Origin of the sequence: Duganella vulcania, assembly GCF_009857655.1 — a bacterium.
In the GTDB taxonomy this organism is placed as follows: domain Bacteria; phylum Pseudomonadota; class Gammaproteobacteria; order Burkholderiales; family Burkholderiaceae_D; genus Rugamonas; species Rugamonas vulcania.
On record NZ_WWCX01000005.1, the window covers coordinates 38,362 to 56,288 of the forward strand.

Annotated in this window: 16 protein-coding genes; 10 read left to right on the forward strand and 6 right to left on the reverse strand. The window is 64.7% G+C overall.

Going from position 1 to position 17,927, the window contains the following annotated elements:
* Window positions 1-47: 47 nt before the first annotated feature.
* The 7 genes from GTP90_RS06210 (at window position 48) to GTP90_RS06240 (ending at window position 10,225) form a co-directional block, all read left to right on the forward strand.
* A complete protein-coding gene (locus tag GTP90_RS06210) occupies window positions 48-986 on the forward strand; it encodes a LysR family transcriptional regulator (protein ID WP_161082675.1) in 939 nt (312 codons plus the stop codon).
* 144 nt (window positions 987-1,130) lie between these two features.
* The gene (locus GTP90_RS06215) at window positions 1,131-2,885 is read left to right on the forward strand and encodes an allantoate amidohydrolase (RefSeq protein ID WP_161082676.1); all 1,755 of its coding nucleotides are present in this window, start codon (window positions 1,131-1,133) and stop codon (window positions 2,883-2,885) included.
* Window positions 2,886-2,898: 13 nt separating this feature from the next.
* The gene (xdhA, locus tag GTP90_RS06220) at window positions 2,899-4,389 is read left to right on the forward strand and encodes a xanthine dehydrogenase small subunit (protein ID WP_161082677.1); all 1,491 of its coding nucleotides are present in this window, start codon (window positions 2,899-2,901) and stop codon (window positions 4,387-4,389) included.
* Window positions 4,386-6,743, forward strand: coding sequence for a xanthine dehydrogenase molybdopterin binding subunit (gene xdhB / locus GTP90_RS06225; protein WP_161082678.1), 2,358 nt, complete (start codon window positions 4,386-4,388; stop codon window positions 6,741-6,743). The genes xdhA and xdhB overlap by 4 nt, the downstream gene beginning before the upstream one ends.
* 2 nt (window positions 6,744-6,745) lie before the next feature.
* The gene (xdhC, locus tag GTP90_RS06230) at window positions 6,746-7,846 is read left to right on the forward strand and encodes a xanthine dehydrogenase accessory protein XdhC (RefSeq protein WP_161082679.1); all 1,101 of its coding nucleotides are present in this window, start codon (window positions 6,746-6,748) and stop codon (window positions 7,844-7,846) included.
* A 241-nt stretch (window positions 7,847-8,087) separates the two neighbouring features.
* Window positions 8,088-9,410, forward strand: coding sequence for a guanine deaminase (gene guaD / locus GTP90_RS06235; RefSeq protein ID WP_161082680.1), 1,323 nt, complete (start codon window positions 8,088-8,090; stop codon window positions 9,408-9,410).
* Window positions 9,411-9,484: 74 nt separating this feature from the next.
* On the forward strand, window positions 9,485-10,225 hold the full coding sequence (locus GTP90_RS06240) for a substrate-binding periplasmic protein (protein ID WP_254451755.1): 741 nt from the start codon (window positions 9,485-9,487) through the stop codon (window positions 10,223-10,225).
* On the opposite strand, the gene GTP90_RS06245 is transcribed toward GTP90_RS06240, so the two are convergent.
* On the reverse strand, window positions 10,222-11,172 hold the full coding sequence (locus tag GTP90_RS06245; RefSeq protein ID WP_161082681.1) for an SDR family NAD(P)-dependent oxidoreductase: 951 nt from the start codon (window positions 11,170-11,172) through the stop codon (window positions 10,222-10,224). The genes GTP90_RS06240 and GTP90_RS06245 overlap by 4 nt on opposite strands.
* Window positions 11,173-11,267: 95 nt before the next feature.
* Here GTP90_RS06245 and GTP90_RS06250 point away from each other — a divergent pair, with 95 nt between their 5' ends.
* From GTP90_RS06250 to GTP90_RS37385, 3 genes are all read left to right on the forward strand, one after another.
* Entirely contained in the window at window positions 11,268-12,167 is a 900-nt protein-coding gene (locus GTP90_RS06250; protein ID WP_161082682.1) for a LysR family transcriptional regulator, read from the forward strand.
* A gap of 60 nt (window positions 12,168-12,227) precedes the next feature.
* Window positions 12,228-12,437 (forward strand): type II toxin-antitoxin system HicB family antitoxin, encoded by a 210-nt coding sequence (locus tag GTP90_RS06255; protein WP_161082683.1) that lies wholly within the window; start codon window positions 12,228-12,230, stop codon window positions 12,435-12,437.
* A gap of 98 nt (window positions 12,438-12,535) precedes the next feature.
* Window positions 12,536-12,649: a hypothetical protein gene (locus GTP90_RS37385; protein ID WP_308937297.1), complete on the forward strand. Its 114-nt coding sequence runs from the start codon at window positions 12,536-12,538 to the stop codon at window positions 12,647-12,649.
* Here GTP90_RS37385 and GTP90_RS06265 read toward each other — a convergent pair.
* The 5 genes from GTP90_RS06265 to hyi are packed head-to-tail and all read right to left on the reverse strand — an operon-like array spanning window position 12,603 to window position 17,920.
* On the reverse strand, window positions 12,603-13,508 hold the full coding sequence (locus GTP90_RS06265) for an urea transporter (RefSeq protein WP_161082685.1): 906 nt from the start codon (window positions 13,506-13,508) through the stop codon (window positions 12,603-12,605). The two genes, GTP90_RS37385 and GTP90_RS06265, sit on opposite strands and share 47 nt — an antisense overlap.
* Window positions 13,505-14,944 carry a pyruvate kinase gene (gene pyk / locus GTP90_RS06270; RefSeq protein WP_161082686.1) on the reverse strand — a complete coding sequence of 480 codons (1,440 nt, stop codon included), beginning with the start codon at window positions 14,942-14,944 and terminating at the stop codon, window positions 13,505-13,507. Before pyk ends, GTP90_RS06265 begins: the two co-directional genes overlap by 4 nt.
* Window positions 14,945-14,958: 14 nt before the next feature.
* Window positions 14,959-16,227, reverse strand: a complete 1,269-nt coding sequence (locus GTP90_RS06275) for a glycerate kinase type-2 family protein (protein WP_161082687.1) — start codon at window positions 16,225-16,227, stop codon at window positions 14,959-14,961.
* Window positions 16,227-17,114 (reverse strand): 2-hydroxy-3-oxopropionate reductase, encoded by an 888-nt coding sequence (gene glxR, locus GTP90_RS06280; RefSeq protein ID WP_254451756.1) that lies wholly within the window; start codon window positions 17,112-17,114, stop codon window positions 16,227-16,229. The genes GTP90_RS06275 and glxR overlap by 1 nt, the downstream gene beginning before the upstream one ends.
* Before the next feature lie 26 nt (window positions 17,115-17,140).
* On the reverse strand, window positions 17,141-17,920 hold the full coding sequence (gene hyi, locus GTP90_RS06285) for a hydroxypyruvate isomerase (protein ID WP_161082688.1): 780 nt from the start codon (window positions 17,918-17,920) through the stop codon (window positions 17,141-17,143).
* Window positions 17,921-17,927 lie beyond the last annotated feature (7 nt).

Genomic DNA, 17,927 nt, shown 5'->3' on the forward strand with positions numbered 1-17,927 from the left:
CAGTAGCCGTATATTAAAAATAGGCTCACCGTTATAGATCGATCACCATGGCACAACTTCCCGACCACCTAGACCTGCACCTGATACGCATCCTGTACATGCTCCTCTGCGAGAAGAACGTCTCGCGCGTGGCGATGAAACTGGATCAAACGCAGCCCTCCATCTCGGCCTCGCTACAGAAACTGCGCGAGCTTACGGGAGATCCGCTGCTGGTGCGCGGCGGCCGTGGCATGGTGCCCACGCAGCACGGCGAGAGCCTGCGGGAGCCGGCAAAACGCATCCTCGACGAGGTGGGACAGCTGTTCCTGCACAAGACACCCTTCGCCTCGAAGGAGGAAAGCCGTACCTTCCGCATCGGCGCGCCGGACTACCTCGATATTCAATTCCTGCCGAACGTTGTGGCGCGTTTGCGACGCGAGTCGCCCAAGAGCCGCGTCATCATCCACAGTCTGGGCGCGGAAGTGGACGCAATCCGCATGCTGTCCGATGGCGATCTCGATCTGCTGATCGGTAACTGGGAGCAGCCGCCGGAGCACCTGTACCTGTCGCGGCTCTTCGAAGACCCGATCATCTGCGCCATGCGCGCGGACGCGCCCTACGCCAAGCGCACCGGCGCCAACGACATGACACTGGACGATTATCTGAGCCTGCCCCACGTGGCGCCCTCGCCCACGCTGCCGGGCTTCCACGGCGTGATCGACAGCTTCCTGGCGCAGCAAGGCTACCAGCGCAACGTGGTCGTGGAGTCGGCGTATTTCAGCCTGATCCCCCACATGCTGACGCAGACCGACATGGTGCTCACCACGGGGCGGCAGTACCTGCGCTTCTATGAGCGCAACCTGCCGATCAAGACCTTCACCGTGCCGGTGCGCTTCCCGACGATGCGCTTCTACCAGCTATGGCATGAGCGCGTGCACCAGGCACCGGAACACAAATGGCTGCGCGACCAGGTCACGCAGGCCGCGCAAGCCCTCACCGCCAAATAATCCCACCGTGGGCGTGGCACGCCCACAACACTCCCCATAAGCCCGGGCTGAATGCGGTTATGGCTCCGGGCGTATATAACAGTCTCCCTCGCCATATATCATTCCTCTTATACCAAGAGGAGACGGGCGACTGCCTGCACAAAAATGACAATCACACTAGATCACCTGAACCGCTGCGGAGCCGAAGAGTTCACGCAGCTGCTGCATGGCCTCTACGAACACTCGCCATGGATACCGGAGCGCGCCGCCGCGCAGCGCCCGTTCGCGACCATCGCCGCGCTCAAACAATCGCTGCAAGGCGTGGTGCGCCGCGCCACCGAGGAACAGCAACTGGGCCTGGTGCGCGCCCACCCTGAGCTGGCCGGCAAGGCGGCACTCGCCGGCGAACTGACCGCCGAATCGACCGGCGAACAGGCGCAGGCCGGCCTGACCCACTGCTCCGCCGACGAACTGGCGACACTGCACAAACTGAACGCCGACTACAACGCCAAATTCGGCTTCCCCTTCATCCTGGCCGTCAAAGGCCCGACCGGCAACGGCCTGTCGCGCCAGGAGATCATCGCCGCCTTCAGCCGCCGCCTGCGCTCGCAGCGCGACGACGAACTGGCCGAATGCCTGCGCCAGATCGGCCGCATCGCGGAGATGCGCCTCAACCAGCTGCTGCAAGTGGAACTGCAATTTGGCGCCACCATCATGGAGTGGTCGGAAGTGATCGGCGCATGGAGCGACGACGCCGACAACCTCACCTGCGCCTACATGACCGACGCCCACCGCAAGACCGCAGCCCAGCTGGCGGTGTGGATGAAGGAAGCCGGCATGGAAGTGGCCATCGACCCGGTCGGCAACGTCGTCGGCCGCTACAAGTCGAACAAGCCGGGCGCCAAGGCGTTGCTGACCGGCTCCCACTACGACACCGTCCGCAACGGCGGCAAGTACGACGGCCGCGAAGGCATCCTGCTGCCCATCGCCGTGGTCAAGCACCTGAATGAACGCGGTGAGCGCCTGCCCTTCGACCTGGAGATCATCGGCTTCTCGGAAGAGGAAGGCGTGCGCTATCAAAGCACCTTCCTCGGCTCGAACGCCGTCATCGGCCAGTTCGACATGGCGCTGCTGGACAAGACCGACGCCCAGGGCATCACCATGCGCGAAGCGCTAACCGCCGCCGGCCACGATGCCAGCAAGATCGCCTCGGTCGCCCGCAAGCCCGAGGACGTGCTGGCCTTCGTCGAAGTCCACATCGAACAAGGCCCGGTATTGCTGGGCAAAGGCCTGCCGACTGGTGTGGTCACCTCCATCGCGGGCAGTTGCCGCTACCAGGTCGAGCTCACCGGCCTGGCCAGCCATGCGGGCACCACGCCGATGATCATGCGCAAAGACGCCGCCGCTGCCGCCGCCGAAATCGTGCTGTACGTGGAGGACCGCTGCGGGCGCGAACGCTCGCTGGTCGGCACCGTCGGCCAGCTGCAGGTGCCGGACGGCTCGGTCAACGTGATCCCCGGCGCCTGCAAGCTGTCGCTGGACATCCGCGCCGCCGACGATGCCACGCGCGACGCCGCCGTCACCGATATATTGAATCAGGCCGAAGCGGTCTGCGCACGCCGCCAGATCGGCCTCAAAGTCACCAAGATCATGCAGGCACCTGCCGCACCATGCGCGCCATGGCTGGTGAAGCAGTTCGCCGCCGCCACCGAGCGCGCTGGCATCGAAGTATTCGAGCTGCCGTCCGGCGCAGGCCATGACGCCATGGCGCTGGCCCGCATGACCGATGTCGCCATGCTGTTCACCCGCTGCGGCAACGGCGGCATCAGCCACAACCCGCTGGAAACCATGACCGCGGACGACGCCGAAGTATCGGCTCAGATCTTCCTGGACTTCCTGCGCCAGTTCCAAACCAAGTAATCGCGGAGCAATCATGTCTGAACCTATTCGATTCTTCTATCGCGGCGAAGTCCGCTCCGTCAACGCCGGCGCCCCAACCCGCACCCTGCTCCAGCACCTGCGCGAAGACCTGCACTGCACCGGCACCAAGGAAGGCTGCGCCGAGGGCGATTGCGGCGCCTGCACCGTGGTGGTGGCGGAGCTGCAGCCGGACGGCGAAGTGGCCATGAAGTCGGTCAACTCCTGCATCCAGTTCGTGCCGACGCTGGACGGAAAGGCGGTCTTCACCATCGAAGACCTGAAACAGGCCGACGGCAAAATGCATCCGGTGCAGGAAGCGCTGGTCGAATGCCACGGCTCGCAGTGCGGTTTCTGCACGCCGGGCTTCGCCATGTCGCTGTGGAGCCTCTACCTGAAGCAGGACGGCCAGACCACGCCGCCATGCCGCAAGACGGTGGACGAAACCCTGTCCGGGAACCTGTGCCGCTGCACCGGCTACCGCCCCATCATCGACGCGGCGCGCCGCATGGGCGAGCTGCCGCACGTGAGCTTCGACCGCGAGGCGCTGAAAGCCACGCTGCAATCCATCCAGCGAACCGAAATGTACAGCTACACTCACGACGGTCAAACCTTCCACGCGCCGCGCACGCTGGCCGAACTGGCCGCGCTGCGGGCCGCCAAGCCCGCCGCCACCATCGTCGCCGGCTCCACCGACGTCGGCCTGTGGGTGACCAAGCAAATGCGCAACCTGGGCGACATGATCTACGTGCGTCAGGTACAGGAGCTGTACCGCATGGAGGACGAAGACAGCATGCTGTACATCGGCGCCGCCATCTCCCTCAACGACGCCTACGAGGCGGTCTGCAAGCATTACAAGGAAGAGCTGCACGAAATGTGGCAGCGCTTCGCCTCGCAACCAATCCGCAACACCGGCACGCTGGGCGGCAGCGTCGCCAACGGTTCGCCGATCGGCGACTCGGCGCCGTGGATGATTGCGCTGGGCGCGGAAATCGTCATCCGCAGCGATAAGGGCCAGCGCTCCATGCTGCTGGAGAAGTTCTACCTCGATTACACGAAGAAGGACTGGCAGCCGGGCGAATTCGTTGAAGCCGTGCGCATACCGCTGCCGCGCAAGGACGTCCACTTCCGCACCTACAAACTGGCCAAGCGCTACGACCAGGACATCTCCGCCGTCTGCGCGGCCTTCGCCTTCACGCTGAAGGACGGCGTGGTCAGCGACGCCCACGTCGCCTACGGCGGCATGGCCGCGACCTCGCGCCGCGCGCCGTTGGCCGAAGCAGCCGTCAACGGCAAGCGCTGGGACGAGAGCACGCTGAAGCTGGCGATGGCCGAACTGGCGAAGGATTACACCCCGCTGAGCGACATGCGCGCGACCGCCAGCTACCGCATGAAGACCGCACAGAACCTGCTGCGCCGCTATTGGCTGGAGACCAATCCAGACTCCGCCCAGCCGCTCCAATCGATCAACGCATTCCACTACGCAGAGGGAGCCGTCACAGCATGAACAGCAAATCGGAACCATTCCTGACGCAGGCCGTCCCCATGGCGTGGGCGGAAGTCGGCAAGCCGCATCCGCACGAGTCGGCGGTGCTGCACGTGCTGGGCGAGGCCACCTACACCGACGATATCCCAGAAGCCGCCGGCACGCTGCATGCGGCGCTGGGCATCTCGTCCAAGGCGCACGCCAACATCGTGTCGATGAACTTCGATGCCGTCAAAGCCATGCCCGGTGTGGTGGCCGTGTTCACCCACAAGGACATCCCCGGCACCAACGACTGCGGCCCTATCATCCACGACGATCCGATCCTCTCGGAAGGCCTGGTCGAATACGTCGGCCAGCCGATCTTCATCGTGGTGGCGGACTCGCACGACAACGCCCGGCGCGCCGTCAAGAAGGCCGTCATCGAATACGAAGAACTGCCCGCCATCCTGACGCCGCAAGCCGCACGCGAGGCCCAGTCCTTCGTCGTGCCGCCCATGCACCTGGCGCGCGGGGATGCTCAGGCCGCGTTCGAACGCTCCAAGCACAAGCTGAAAGGCTCGCTGCACGTCGGCGGCCAGGAGCAGTTCTACCTGGAAGGCCAGATTTCCTACGCCATTCCAAAAGAAGGCAAGGGAATGCTGATCCACTGCTCCACCCAACATCCGACCGAAATGCAGCACGTGGTCGCGCATGCCCTGCACCGCCATTCGCACGACATCGTGGCCGAGTGCCGTCGCATGGGTGGTGGCTTCGGCGGCAAGGAATCGCAGTCCGCACTGTGGGCCGCCTGCGCCGCCATCTCGGCCGCGCACCTGCGCCGCCCCGTCAAGCTGCGCGCCGACCGTGACGATGACATGATGGTCACCGGTAAGCGCCACTGCTTCTACTACGAGTACGAAATGGGTTACGGCGACGACGGCCGCATCGTCGCCGCCAAGGTGGAGATGGTGACGCGCGCCGGCTTCTCGGCGGATCTGTCGGCGCCGGTCGCCACGCGCGCCGTCTGCCACTTCGACAACGCCTACTATCTCGGCGACGTCGATATCCGCGCCATGGCCGGCAAGACCAACACACAGTCCAACACCGCGTTCCGTGGCTTCGGCGGCCCGCAAGGCGCCATCGCCATCGAGTACATCGTCGATGAAATCGCCCGCAATCTCGGCATGGACTCGCTGGACGTCCGCAAGATCAACTTCTACGGCCGCAATGACGAGGAAGGCCGCAACGTCACCCAGTACAACCAGAAAGTGGTCGACAACGTCATACACGAACTGGTTGCGCAGTTGGAGGATGAAAGTGGCTACCGCCAGCGTCGCGAGGAGATCAACGCCTTCAACGCGCAGAGCAAGGTGCTCAAGCGCGGACTGGCGCTGACGCCGGTCAAGTTCGGCATCGCCTTCAACGTCACTCACTTCAACCAGGCCGGCGCGCTGGTGCACGTGTACACGGACGGCTCGGTGCTGGTCAACCACGGCGGCACCGAAATGGGCCAGGGCATCAACACCAAGGTGTGCCAGGTGGTGGCGCATGAACTGGGCATCGACCTCGCCATGGTGCGCGCCAGCGCCACCGACACCAGCAAGGTCGCCAACACTTCCGCCACCGCCGCATCCACCGGCGCGGACCTGAACGGCAAGGCGGCGCAGGACGCGGCCAACACCATCCGCGCGCGCCTGGCCGAATTCGCCGCCAAACGCCACGACGGCGATCCCGCCACGGTACGCTTTGAGGGCAACTTCGTCCACGTCGGCGAGATCGCGATTCCGTTCGCGGAGCTGGTGCAGAAGGCCTACATGGCGCGCATCCAGCTTTGGTCCGACGGCTTCTATGCCACGCCTGGCCTGCACTGGGATCCTAAGACCATGAGCGGCAATCCGTTCTCGTACTATGCCTACGGCGCCTCGGTGTCGGAGGTGGTGGTCGATACGCTGACCGGCGAATGGAAGCTGCTGAAGGCTGACGCGCTGTACGATGCCGGCAATTCGCTGAACCCTGCCATCGACGTCGGCCAGGTCGAAGGCGCGTTCATACAGGGCATGGGCTGGCTGACCACCGAGGAACTGTGGTGGAACGCAGCCGGCAAACTGATGACGCATGCGCCCTCCACCTACAAGATCCCCGGCGTGTCAGACTGCCCGGAGAACTTCAACGTCCGCCTGTTCAGGAACCGCAACGTCGCGGACAGCATCCATCGCTCCAAAGCGGTCGGCGAGCCGCCGCTGCTGCTGCCGTTCTCGGTGTTCCTGGCGATCCGCGACGCCTGCTCCAGCGTCGGCGATCATCGCTACAACCCGCCGCTGCGCGCACCGGCAACCAGCGAGGCTATCCTCGATGCGATCAGCGCCGTGCAGGCGGCTGCGGAAGCGGCGAATTAATCATGTCCATGCCACTCAATCTTAATGCGTTGACGGCGGCGGCCAGCAAGGCGGTGCCACGTGTACTGGTCACCGTCGCGCAGGTAGCCGGCTCCGCGCCGCGCGAACCGGGCGCCAAGATGCTGATCACCCAGTATCACGCCTTCGATACCATCGGCGGCGGCCACCTCGAAATGGTCGCCACCGACATCGCCCGCGAGATGCTGTCCATGCCGGCCGGCGAGCTGCGTGCCGAGCGCCGGCTGGAGCGCTTCCCGCTCGGCCCCAGCCTGGGCCAGTGCTGCGGAGGCGTAGTCCATCTGGCGTTCGAGCGCATCATGCCGGAAGCCGGCGAGCATTTCGGCTCGCTGGCGCGCCGCTGGCGCGAAGGCCAGGACAGCTGGCGCCTGGTGCCGCTGGACAGCGTGGAACCAGCCAGCAGCTACGACGCGGCGGGCGCGCACCTGAGCGGCCCCGGTCCCGCAGCCTTGGCCCGGCCCGGCCCCGGCATCGACTGCAAGGTGCGCATCGACGATCACGGCAAGCGCTGGTTGATCGACTCCTGCCTGCCCTATCGTCAGCGTTTGTACCTGTTCGGCGCCGGCCACGTGGGCGCGGCCATCGTGCGCGCGCTGGCGGAGCTGCCATGCCAGGTGGTGTGGATCGATGAGCGCGAAGACATGTTCCCCTCCGTCCTGCCGGCCAACGTCCGCATCGAAGCGACCGACACGCCGGAAGCGGTGGTGGAGGAAGCACCGCCCGGCGCCTCCTTCCTGGTACTGACGCACAGCCACGTATTGGACCAGCAGCTGTCCGAACACATACTGCGCCGCACTGACTTCACCTGGTTTGGCTTGATCGGCTCCAAGACCAAACGCGTCTCCTTCGAACGCCGCCTGCAGGAGCGCGGCATTCCGCCGGCGCGTATGACCGACATGACCTGCCCGATCGGCCTACCCGGCATCCACGACAAGGCGCCGGCGGTGATCGCCGTCTCGGTCGCGGCGCAGCTGATGCAGGTCTGGGAAGCCGCCGTGCTCTCCGCTCCGGCGGAAAACGGTGCTAAAATAAGCGCATCCGCACCTGCCGTCTTACCGGAATCGCAAACCGCATGTATCAATTGATGTCCTTCCAACTGCCTGCAAGCCGGGCGTTCTCACTCTCCGGCAGCGCCGGGGCGGGAGCGCGCTATCGTCATCTAGAGCGCGCACCTCACTAATCTAGCCACCGCGCTAGCAGTAACCCCAAACGCATAGACCGGTGTGGCGCCAAGCGCCCGCCTTCATCGCCGACGACCATGTCAGTCGCGCCGCATCGCCGCGCGCGTCAACTGGCGTCCGCACCACGGAACAAGGAATCAATATCATGGCAAGCATCATCACTCCGAGCGGCACTTTCCAGGCTTACCGCGCCAGCCTCCTGCACTTCAGCGACGACCCAGCCTTCGCCACCAACGCCTGCTCATGGCACGAGGACGGCCTGTTGATCGTCAACGACGACAAGGTCCACCTGGCCGGCGATTTCAGCCAGCTGATCGCCTTTCTGCCGCAAGGGACGCCACTGCACGACTACCGCGGCAAGATCATCATGCCGGGCTTTATCGACACGCACGTCCACTATCCGCAAACCGACATGATCGCCTCGCCGGCACCCGGCCTGCTGCCATGGCTGGAAAAGTACACCTTCCCCACCGAGCGGAAATTCGCCGATCCCGAACACGCGGCCAACGTCGCCAGCTTCTTCCTCGACGAACTGACGCGCTGCGGCACCACCACGGCCATGGTCTACTGCACCGTGCATCCGCAATCGGTGGACGCGTTCTTCACCGAGAGCGAAAAGCGCAACCTGCGCATGGTCGCCGGCAAAGTGCTGATGGACCGTAACTGCCCGGACTTCCTGCAAGACACCGCCGAAAGCGGCGCGCGCGAGAGCGAAGCGCTGATCAAGAAGTGGCACAAGCGCGGCCGTCAGCTGTACGCGATCACTCCGCGCTTCGCACCCACCTCCACCGAAGCCCAGCTGGAACTGGCCGGCGCGCTGGCCAAGGCCTACCCGGACACCTTCCTGCAAACCCACGTGGCCGAGAACACCGACGAAGTGGCGTGGGTTAAATCGCTGTTCCCGCGCGCGCGCAGCTACATGGACGTCTACGACCATTTCGGCATGATGCGTCCACGCTCGATGTACGCGCACTGCATCTGGCTGGACGACACCGACCGCGCCCGGATGGGCGAGACACAATCGGCCATCTCCATCTGCCCTACTTCCAACCTGTTCCTGGGCAGCGGCCTGTTCGACTTCGAACGTGCCGACGCCAGGCGAGTGCCGCTCTCGCTGGCCACCGACGTTGGCGGCGGCACCTCGTTCTCGATGCTGCAGACGATGAACGAAGCCTACAAAGTCGCGCGCATGGGCGGCACCTACCTGCAGGCGATGCGCATGTTCTACCTGGCCACGCTGGGCGGCGCCCGCGCCATGCAGCTGGAAGGCACAATCGGCAACTTCGTATCGGGCGCGGAGGCGGACTTCATCGTCCTTGATCCAAAGGCCACGCCGTTGCTGGCCCGCCGCACGGAGCGCACGGATTCGGTCGAAGAACTGTTGTTCGCCATCGCCATGCTGGGCGACGACCGCGCGATCTCCGCGACCTACGCCGCTGGCAAAGCCGTCCACCAACGCAGCGACTAAGCAATCCCGCGCCGGCCGCGCTCCAAATTCGGTTACGATACGTGAAGCGCAGTCGGCGCTGATTTGCTCACCGAATGATGAAACGAAGATCTCTACTAGGCATGGCCCTGGCGCTCAGTTGCGGCGCCGGACTGGCGCAGACCGGGCCAGCCAGGCGGCTGCATGTCGTCACCACGCACCTGCCACCGCTGGTGTTCGAAAACGACAACACGCGTCCCGGCGCCCTGCGTGAGCTGCTCAGTGAGTTGTGCAAGCGCACGCAGATGGAACTCAAGCTCGAGTTCGTGCCCTGGAAACGTGCGCTGTTCCTCGCGACGTCGATGCCGGCGACGGCGATTTTTCCCGTCACGCGCCTGCCGGAACGCGAATCCCGCTTCCGCTGGCTGGCGCCCTTGTACGAAGAGCACTACATGTTCCTGGCGCGGCGCGGCGGAACGTTCGACCTCCAGCACCTGGACGACATGAAGGCCCGCCGGATCGCGCTGCTGCGAGGGGCCGCGCAGACGGCGATACTTCAGGAACTGGGGTACCGGAACATCGTCGAAGGGAATTCGATCGAAGAGATCCACCGCTATCTGCTGGAGGGCATGGCCGATGCGGCCTTCGGCGAGCGGAATATCATCCAGAGTTCGCTGAAGAGCCGCTCCGCCCAGCGGGCCTTCCAGGTCAGCGCGCCGGTCCGCACCACCACCGCATGGCTGGCCGGCTCGCTGGACTTCGACGAGGCCACGGTCCAGGAGTTCTTGCGCGCGAAGGCGGCCATGGACGCCGACGGAACCACACACCGCATCCTGGCCACGTACAAGCTGGCTTAAATACTGCCCAAGCCCGACAAGGTGCGCTGCACGGCGACATCGAGCGGCGTGCGCGGTTCAGCGCCGAGCATCTGCACCAGACGCTTGTTCGACATCTGGACCGGCTGCTGCCACAGGTAGCGCATCTCGCGCAGTTCGCGGAATACCGTGACGAACGGCGACGCCAGCGCCAGCAGCCACCATGGGAAAGCGCTTGCCTTGAGCTCCGGCTTGCGCGCGGCTCGGGCGATCGCCGCCACCATCTGAGTGCCGTCGGCATCCCAATGGCCTTCCATCTGGAACCGGGCGAAGGTCCCCAGTTGATCCTCCTTCTCGACCAGCTGCACCATCGTTTCGGCGACATCCGGCAGGTAGGCCCACTGGTGGCCAATGCCTGCGCTACCGGGATAGCTGATGCCTGTCACCGGTTTGCCCGGCTTGACCAGCCCTTGTGCGAACCAGCTGTTGCCGACCTTGGGGCCGAAAAAGTCGCCGGCGCGCACGATCAACGTCCGGACACCGTCGGCGGCCGCGGCCTGCAAGCGCGCCTCCATCTCGACGCGGATAGCGCCTTTGCGGGTAACTGGCATTTGTGGCGATTCCTCGTCAATGACAGGGAACGCATCGGGGCCGTAGTTGTACACGGTACCGGGCAGCAGGATGCGTGCGCCGCTGGCGCGGGCTGCGGCGATGCTGTTGTCTATCATCGGTAGCACCAGCGCGCCCCAATTGCGGTAGCCGGGTGGGTTCACGGCATGAACGATCAGTTGGACGCCGTGTGCGGCGTTGACCACTTCGTCGCGGTTCATCGCGTCGCCAGCCAGCCATTGGATGCTGTCGTTGGATTTGGCGGCACGTTCGGGGGCGCGGTGCAGCGCCTTGACACTCCATCCGCGAGCCATCAGAAGCCGCGCCACTTCGCTGCCGATTCCCCCCGTTGCTCCCAGTACCAGTGCAGTCTTTTTCATGTTTATCTCCGTTTGGTGAGTTGATGGGGTCAGTGTCGCGCAAACCGGACTAAAAGAAAATTACCGAAAGGCGCATAGCCGCTATACAATTTCGTATGACCATGAACGAACCAAACTGGGACCTGTACCGCTCCTTCCTCTCCGTGCTGACGGAAGGATCGCTATCGGGCGCCGCCCGCGCGCTAGGCCTGACCCAGCCGACGGTCGGCCGCCATATCGACGCGTTGGAGCAATCGCTCTCGCTTTCGCTGTTCACGCGCTCACAATCGGGCTTCATTCCAACCGATGCCGCATACGCGCTGCAGTCATATGCCGAGACGCTGGCGGCCACCTCCTCGGCGCTGCTACGCGCGGCTTCGGGCCTGGGACACGGAGAGATCAAGGGAACGGTCAGGGTCACGGCCAGTGAAACCGTCAGCGTGGAGGTGCTGCCGCCGATCCTGGCGCGGCTCACGCGCACGCATCCAGGCATCACCATCGAGCTGGCGACCTCCAACCGCATCGAAAACCTGCTGCGGCGCGACGCCGACATCGCCGTCCGCATGACGCGGCCGGAGCAGGATGTGCTGGTGGCGCGCCGCATCGGCAATATCGATCTGGGCTTCCACGCCCGGCGGGATTACCTGAAGCGCAGGGGAACGCCGCAGACTTGGGACGACATGGCCGGTCACGCCCTCATCGGCATCGACCGCGAGACGGCCTTCACCCGTAGCCTGCAGCATCTGCTGGGTAAGCTGCAAAACGGCTCCTACGCGCTGCGCAGCGACAGCGACCTGGTTCACCTGGCCTCGATCCGCGCCGGACTGGGGATAGGTATCTGCCAAGTAGGCCTGGCGAAGCGCGACGCGCGGTTGGTGCGCGTACTGCCCGATCTGCTGACAATACCGCTGGACACCTGGCTGGCGATGCACGAAAACCTGCGCAGCAACCCCGCCTGCGCCACCACCTTCGCCGCCCTCGCCGAAGGCTTGGACGACTACGTCAACGGCGGTTAGATCGATCACAACGCCGGTCGTTTTTCTCATGCTAGACTAGGCGTTCCGATGGAGGACAATATGAACCTCACTATTGAATGCGAACAGGAATCCGACGGCCGCTGGCTGGCGGAGATTCCTCAACTGCCCGGCGTGATGGCCTATGCAGAAAGCGCAGCCCGAGCCATATCCAAGGTTCAAGCTCTTGCCTTGCGCGTAATTGCAGAGCGGCTTGAGCATGAAGAGATCAAGCCGCTTAATATTAAGATATCGGTTCCAGCAATGGCATGAGCCAGTGGCCCGCTACCAAGGCAAAGCTGTTTTTTTCCGCGTTGTTATTAAAGGTGGGCTGGACACTTAAACGACAGTCCGGGTCTCACAGAGTTCTCATGCGCGCCGGCTGGCCAGACTTTGTCTTTGCGTTCCACGACAGTGAAGAGCTGGGGGCCCGCATTCTCAGCCGAATAGCCAAGCATACCGGCCTGACGCCGCATGATCTCTAAGACGAGTAGCCAAGAGCACTATCCAGATTGTCAGGATGAACGGCAGCGTGAAGTAATGGATGCCAGCGGCGCCGAAGCCGATAGATAGCGTAATGCTGACGCCAGCGACGGAAAGACGCGAAGGCCAGCGGAATCCGCGGGCGCCGAGGGCCAGCATCGCCAGTGTGCTGTTGGTGCCCGCTCCGGTCGACTGGGATTCGATGCCGGCGCCTGGCCACAACTGATTCGCCAACGTAATCGCCAGCCAGGAAAACAGCGCGCCTGATAATCCCCACATCGCCTGATGCCAATGGCGTCGCGCCAGCGCGGCCCATAGCAGCATGCCGAGTGGCGCACCGCCGATGAAGGCCACCTGCCCCACCGAGCAGAAAAGATAGCTGACGAATGTCGTACCACAACCGCCCGGCGCCGGCATCGATTCCTGCAGACCGACACTTTGGGCAGCCGCACCGGCCAGCCACATCGTCAGCACAAACGGAAGCGTCAGCGGCGGAATGCGGGTGCGTTCGGCGGCGTGGGTCAACACCGCCGTCAACGCACCAGCGCCGGCGACCATGAGCAGCAACGGGCCGTCCAGCTGGTAGACGGCGCACAGGCCCGCGCCAGCAAGCGCGCCATTAAAACCGTATAAACCGTTATGCCGGCGATCCTCCGGGAGCTTGAACGCCCATGCCACAAGCGACGCGCAGGCGACGCCCAACACGCATCCGAGTGCCAGCGGCGGGCCGCTCAGGAACAGACAAAGCAGCAGCACCGCGCCAAAGACCGGCGAATCCTGGAAGTAGATCTGTCCCACCGCCGTCAACTGGCGTTGCAGCACCAGCGGCACCGCAACGCGGGACGCCGACGACAGAATCACGCCGCCGCCGGCTCGTCGCTCGGCCAGATCTGGGCGATGCGCAGCAGGTTGGTGCTCCCCGGCTGCCCGAACGGTACACCCGCAGTGATCGCGATCTGGTCGCCCGGCTGGCCGAAGCCTTCCCGTAACGCCGCCTGGCACGCCGCGGCCACCATGCGGTCCACATTACGCACGTCCGCGCTCACGGTCGAATGCACACCCCAGGCCAGCGCCAGGCGGCGCGCCGTCGACAGGTTCGGCGTGATGCTGAGGATCGGCGCCATCGGCCGCTCGCGCGCCGCGCGCAAGCTGGTGTGGCCGGAGCTGGTATACGTCACCGTCGCCACCGCACCGACGATCTGCGTCACATCCCGCAACGCCGAGCAGATCGCGTCGCCGCTGTTCGGCATCGGCGCCTGGTTCTGGGCATCGATCATCTGGCGGTACAAAGGGTCCTTCTCCACTTCGCAGATGATGCGGTCCATGATGGACACCGCCTCGGTCGGATACGCACCGCTGGCCGATTCCGCCGACAGCATCACCGCGTCGGCGCCGTCGTAGATCGCGCTGGCCACGTCGGAGGCTTCCGCCCGAGTCGGCACCGGCGCCGAGATCATCGACTCCAGCATCTGCGTGGCGATGACGATAGGCTTGCCTTGCAGGCGGCAAGCGCGCAGGATGCGCTTCTGCACGCCCGGAACCCGCTCCGGCGGCACCTCCACACCCAGGTCGCCGCGCGCCACCATGATGGCATCCGATACCGCGATGATGGCGTCCAACGCATCCAGCGCCGCCGGCTTCTCCAGCTTTGCCAGCAGCGCCGCGCGCGTGCCGACGATGGCGCGGGCTTGCACCAGATCCTCCGGCCGCTGCACAAACGACAGCGCGATCCAGTCCGCGCCCATCTCCAGCGCAAAGTCCAGGTCACGCAGATCCTTTTCCGTCAGCGCCGGAATGGGCAGCACCACGTCCGGCACGTTGACGCCCTTGCGGTCCGACAGCACGCCGCCGTTGACCACGCGAGTACGGATCACACGGCCTTCGTTGGCGACCACCGCGAGCCGCAACTTGCCGTCGTCCAGCAGCAAGGACTGGCCGGCGTCGATCACTTCGAACAGCTCAGGGTGCGGCAGGCATACGCGCTGCGCATTGCCGGGCGACGTGTCGCGGTCCAGCGCGAACTCCTGCCCCGCCACCAGCGTCACCTTGCCTTCGGCGAACTGGCCGACACGCAGCTTGGGCCCCTGCAAATCGGCCAGGATGGCGATCGGCCGGCCGGCGCCGCGCTCGATCTCGCGCACGATGTTGCAGCGCGCCTGGTGGTCCTGATGCGTGCCGTGACTGAAGTTAAAGCGGAATACATCGGCGCCCGCTTCGAACAATGCCTGTATGGCTTCCTTGCTGCTGCTGGCCGGGCCGAGCGTGGCCACGATTTTGGCCTGACGTTGACGTCGCATTGGGTGTTCCTCTTTTACAGGATTAATACGGCGCGGAAGTCGTTGACGTTGGTGCGGGTCGGACCGCTGACCACTAGATCGTTCAACGCGCTGAAATAGCCGTAGCCGTCGTTGTTTTCCAAGAGCGTCTTGGCCCGCAGCTTCTGCGTCAGGCCACGCTCCAGCGAATCCGGGCCGTACAGCGCGCCGGCGTTGTCCTCCGAGCCGTCGATGCCGTCGGTGTCGCAGGCCACGGCGTGGATGCCGGGATGGCCGTCCAGCGCCACCGCAAGGCTGAGCAGGAATTCCGCATTCCGACCGCCGCGCCCCGAACCGCGCACCGTCACCGTGGTCTCGCCGCCGGAAATGATGACGCAAGGCCGTTGGAACGGCTGGCCGCGCGTCGCAACCTGCCGCGCCATCGCCGCGTGGACGATGGCGACATCGCGCGATTCACCCTCGATGCCGTCGGACAGGATGTAAGGCGTGATGCCCACCGCATGGGCATGCGCAGCCGCCGCCTCCAGCGCGTCCTGCGCGATGGCGATGACGTGGTGGCTGTTGCGTGCGAAGCGCGGATCGCCGGGCTTCGGCGTCTCGCCCGCACCGGATTCGAGATGTTCGCGGATGCTGTCCGGGATGGAAATGTCGTACTTGCACAGCACCGCCAGCGCATCGGCGCAGGTGGTCGGGTCGGGCAGCGTTGGGCCGCTCGCGATTATGCCGGGATCGTCGCCTGGCACGTCCGAGATCAGCAAGGTCACCACGCGCGCCGGCGCACAAGCCAGCGCCAGCCTGCCGCCCTTGATAGCCGACAGGTGCTTGCGTACGCAGTTCATCTCGGAGATGGCGGCACCGCTCTTCAACAAGGCCTTGTTCAGTGCCTGCTTTTGCTCCAGCGTGATACCGGGCGCCGGCAATGCCAGCAGCGAGGAACCACCGCCGGAGATCAGGCAGAGCACCAGGTCGTTCTCGCTCAGGCCCTGGACCATCTCCATCATGCGGCCTGCGGCGGCGCGGCCCGCCTCGTCGGGCACCGGATGGGCGGCCTCGATCACCTCGATGCGTTCGCAGTCCACGCCATGCCCGTAGCGCGTGACGACCAGCCCGGAAATATCACCCTTCCAGTGACGCTCGACCGCGCGCGCCATCGCGGCGGCGCCCTTGCCCGCGCCGATCACCAGGGTGCAGCCGTTCTTCGGCGGTTCCGGCAGGTAGGCCGGCAGGCACTTCTCCGCACTGACAGCGTCCACCGCGCTGCCGTAAAGATCGAGCAGGAATTGGCGTGGATTCAGGGTACTCATTACGCCTCGGCGATCTGGTGGTTGGACATCAGCTCAATCGCACGGCACAGCGCCGAGTGGTCCATGCCACCCAGGCCATTAGCCGCGCATGCATTCATCAGCTCCTGCGCCATCGCGGTATTCGGCAGCGACACGCCCATCGCCTTGGCGCCTTGCAGCGCCAGGTTCAAGTCCTTCTGATGCAGCTCGATGCGGAAGCCCGGATTGAAGGTGCGCTTGACCATGCGTTCGCCGTGCACTTCCAGGATGCGCGAGTTGGCGAAGCCGCCCATCAGCGCGGAGCGCACCTTGGCCGGGTCGGCGCCGGCCTTGGACGCGAACAGCAGCGCCTCGGCCACGGCCTGGATGTTCAGCGCGACGATGATCTGGTTGGCGACCTTGGTGGTCTGGCCGTCGCCGTTGCCGCCGACCAGCGTGACGTTCTTGCCCATCAGTTCAAACAGCGGCTTGACGATGTCGAACGCAGCCTCCGAGCCGCCGACCATGATCGTCAGCGAGCCAGCCTTGGCGCCGACTTCGCCGCCGGAGACCGGCGCATCCAGGTATTCGCAGCCCAACGCATTGATCTTCCTGGCGAATTTCTTGGTTTCGATGGGCGAGATCGAGCTCATATCGACCACGATGGTGTTCGGACGCAGGCCCTTGGCCACGCCCTCCTCGCCAAACAGCGCCGCTTCGACGTGCGGGGTATCCGGCACCATGATGATGATGATGTCGGCGCGTGCCGCCACTTCGGCGGCCGAGGTGCAGACCGTGGCGCCGGCTTCGATCAGCGGGAATGGCGGGTTCTTGATGTCGTGCAGGTACAGTTTGTGGCCGCCGTTCAGCAAGTGCTGCGCCATCGGTGCGCCCATGATACCCAGACCAATAAATCCAACTCGAGACATGATATTTTCCTTAAAAAGTATGTGATTTAAACGCCATGCGCCGCGCGCCAGCCCAGGCCCGCTTCCGTCGTGGTGCGCGGCTTGTATTCGCAACCGATCCAGCCTTGGTAGCCGGCGGCGTCCAGCTGCTCGAACAGGTAGCGGTAATTGATTTCGCCGGTCCCCGGCTCGTTGCGGCCGGGGTTATCCGCCAGCTGCACATGGCCGATCAGCGGCAGGTGCTTCTTGATGGTGTTGGTCAGCTCACCTTCCATGCGCTGCATGTGATAGATGTCGTACTGGATGAACAGGTTGTCCGATCCTGTGACCGCGATCAGCGATGCCGCCTGCGCCGTATTGGTCAGGAAGAAGCCGGGAATGTCGTAGCTGTTGATCGGTTCAATCAACAGGCGGATGCCCTCATCCTTCAACGCCTCGGCGGCGAAGCGCAGGTTATCCACCAGCGTGACCTGCGCGTCCTGCCGCGTCACGCCCTGGGGCAGGATGCCGACCAGGCAGTTCACCTGCTTCACGCCCAGCTCCTTGGCGTAGGCAATGGCCGTCCAGACGCCATCACGGAACTCGGCCACGCGGTCCGGATGGCACGCGATGCCGCGCTCACCGGATTCCCAGTGGCCCGCCGGCAGGTTGTGAAGCACCAGTTCCAGCTTGTTGGCCTTGAGGCGCTCGGACAGGTCGCGGGCGCTGTACGCATAGGGGAACAGGAACTCCACTGCCTGGAAGCCCGCGCGGGCCGCCGCTTCGAAGCGGTCGACAAACGGGAGCTCGGTGAACAGCATGGTGAGGTTGGCTGCAAGTTTGGTCATGTGGTTT

What these genes read in the sequence shown, in the direction of transcription:
- GTP90_RS06240 (WP_254451755.1), top strand. Translation starts at nt 9,485, where the DNA reads ATGATGAAACGAAGATCTCTACTAGGCATGGCCCTGGCGCTCAGTTGC.
- glxR (WP_254451756.1), bottom strand. Translation starts at nt 17,114, where the DNA reads ATGTCTCGAGTTGGATTTATTGGTCTGGGTATCATGGGCGCACCGATG.
- GTP90_RS06250 (WP_161082682.1), top strand. Translation starts at nt 11,268, where the DNA reads ATGACCATGAACGAACCAAACTGGGACCTGTACCGCTCCTTCCTCTCC.
- guaD (WP_161082680.1), top strand. Translation starts at nt 8,088, where the DNA reads ATGGCAAGCATCATCACTCCGAGCGGCACTTTCCAGGCTTACCGCGCC.
- hyi (WP_161082688.1), bottom strand. Translation starts at nt 17,920, where the DNA reads ATGACCAAACTTGCAGCCAACCTCACCATGCTGTTCACCGAGCTCCCG.
- pyk (WP_161082686.1), bottom strand. Translation starts at nt 14,944, where the DNA reads ATGCGACGTCAACGTCAGGCCAAAATCGTGGCCACGCTCGGCCCGGCC.
- xdhA (WP_161082677.1), top strand. Translation starts at nt 2,899, where the DNA reads ATGTCTGAACCTATTCGATTCTTCTATCGCGGCGAAGTCCGCTCCGTC.
- GTP90_RS06245 (WP_161082681.1), bottom strand. Translation starts at nt 11,172, where the DNA reads ATGAAAAAGACTGCACTGGTACTGGGAGCAACGGGGGGAATCGGCAGC.
- GTP90_RS06255 (WP_161082683.1), top strand. Translation starts at nt 12,228, where the DNA reads ATGAACCTCACTATTGAATGCGAACAGGAATCCGACGGCCGCTGGCTG.
- GTP90_RS06210 (WP_161082675.1), top strand. Translation starts at nt 48, where the DNA reads ATGGCACAACTTCCCGACCACCTAGACCTGCACCTGATACGCATCCTG.
- GTP90_RS06275 (WP_161082687.1), bottom strand. Translation starts at nt 16,227, where the DNA reads ATGAGTACCCTGAATCCACGCCAATTCCTGCTCGATCTTTACGGCAGC.
- xdhB (WP_161082678.1), top strand. Translation starts at nt 4,386, where the DNA reads ATGAACAGCAAATCGGAACCATTCCTGACGCAGGCCGTCCCCATGGCG.
- GTP90_RS06215 (WP_161082676.1), top strand. Translation starts at nt 1,131, where the DNA reads ATGACAATCACACTAGATCACCTGAACCGCTGCGGAGCCGAAGAGTTC.
- xdhC (WP_161082679.1), top strand. Translation starts at nt 6,746, where the DNA reads ATGTCCATGCCACTCAATCTTAATGCGTTGACGGCGGCGGCCAGCAAG.
- GTP90_RS37385 (WP_308937297.1), top strand. Translation starts at nt 12,536, where the DNA reads ATGCGCGCCGGCTGGCCAGACTTTGTCTTTGCGTTCCACGACAGTGAA.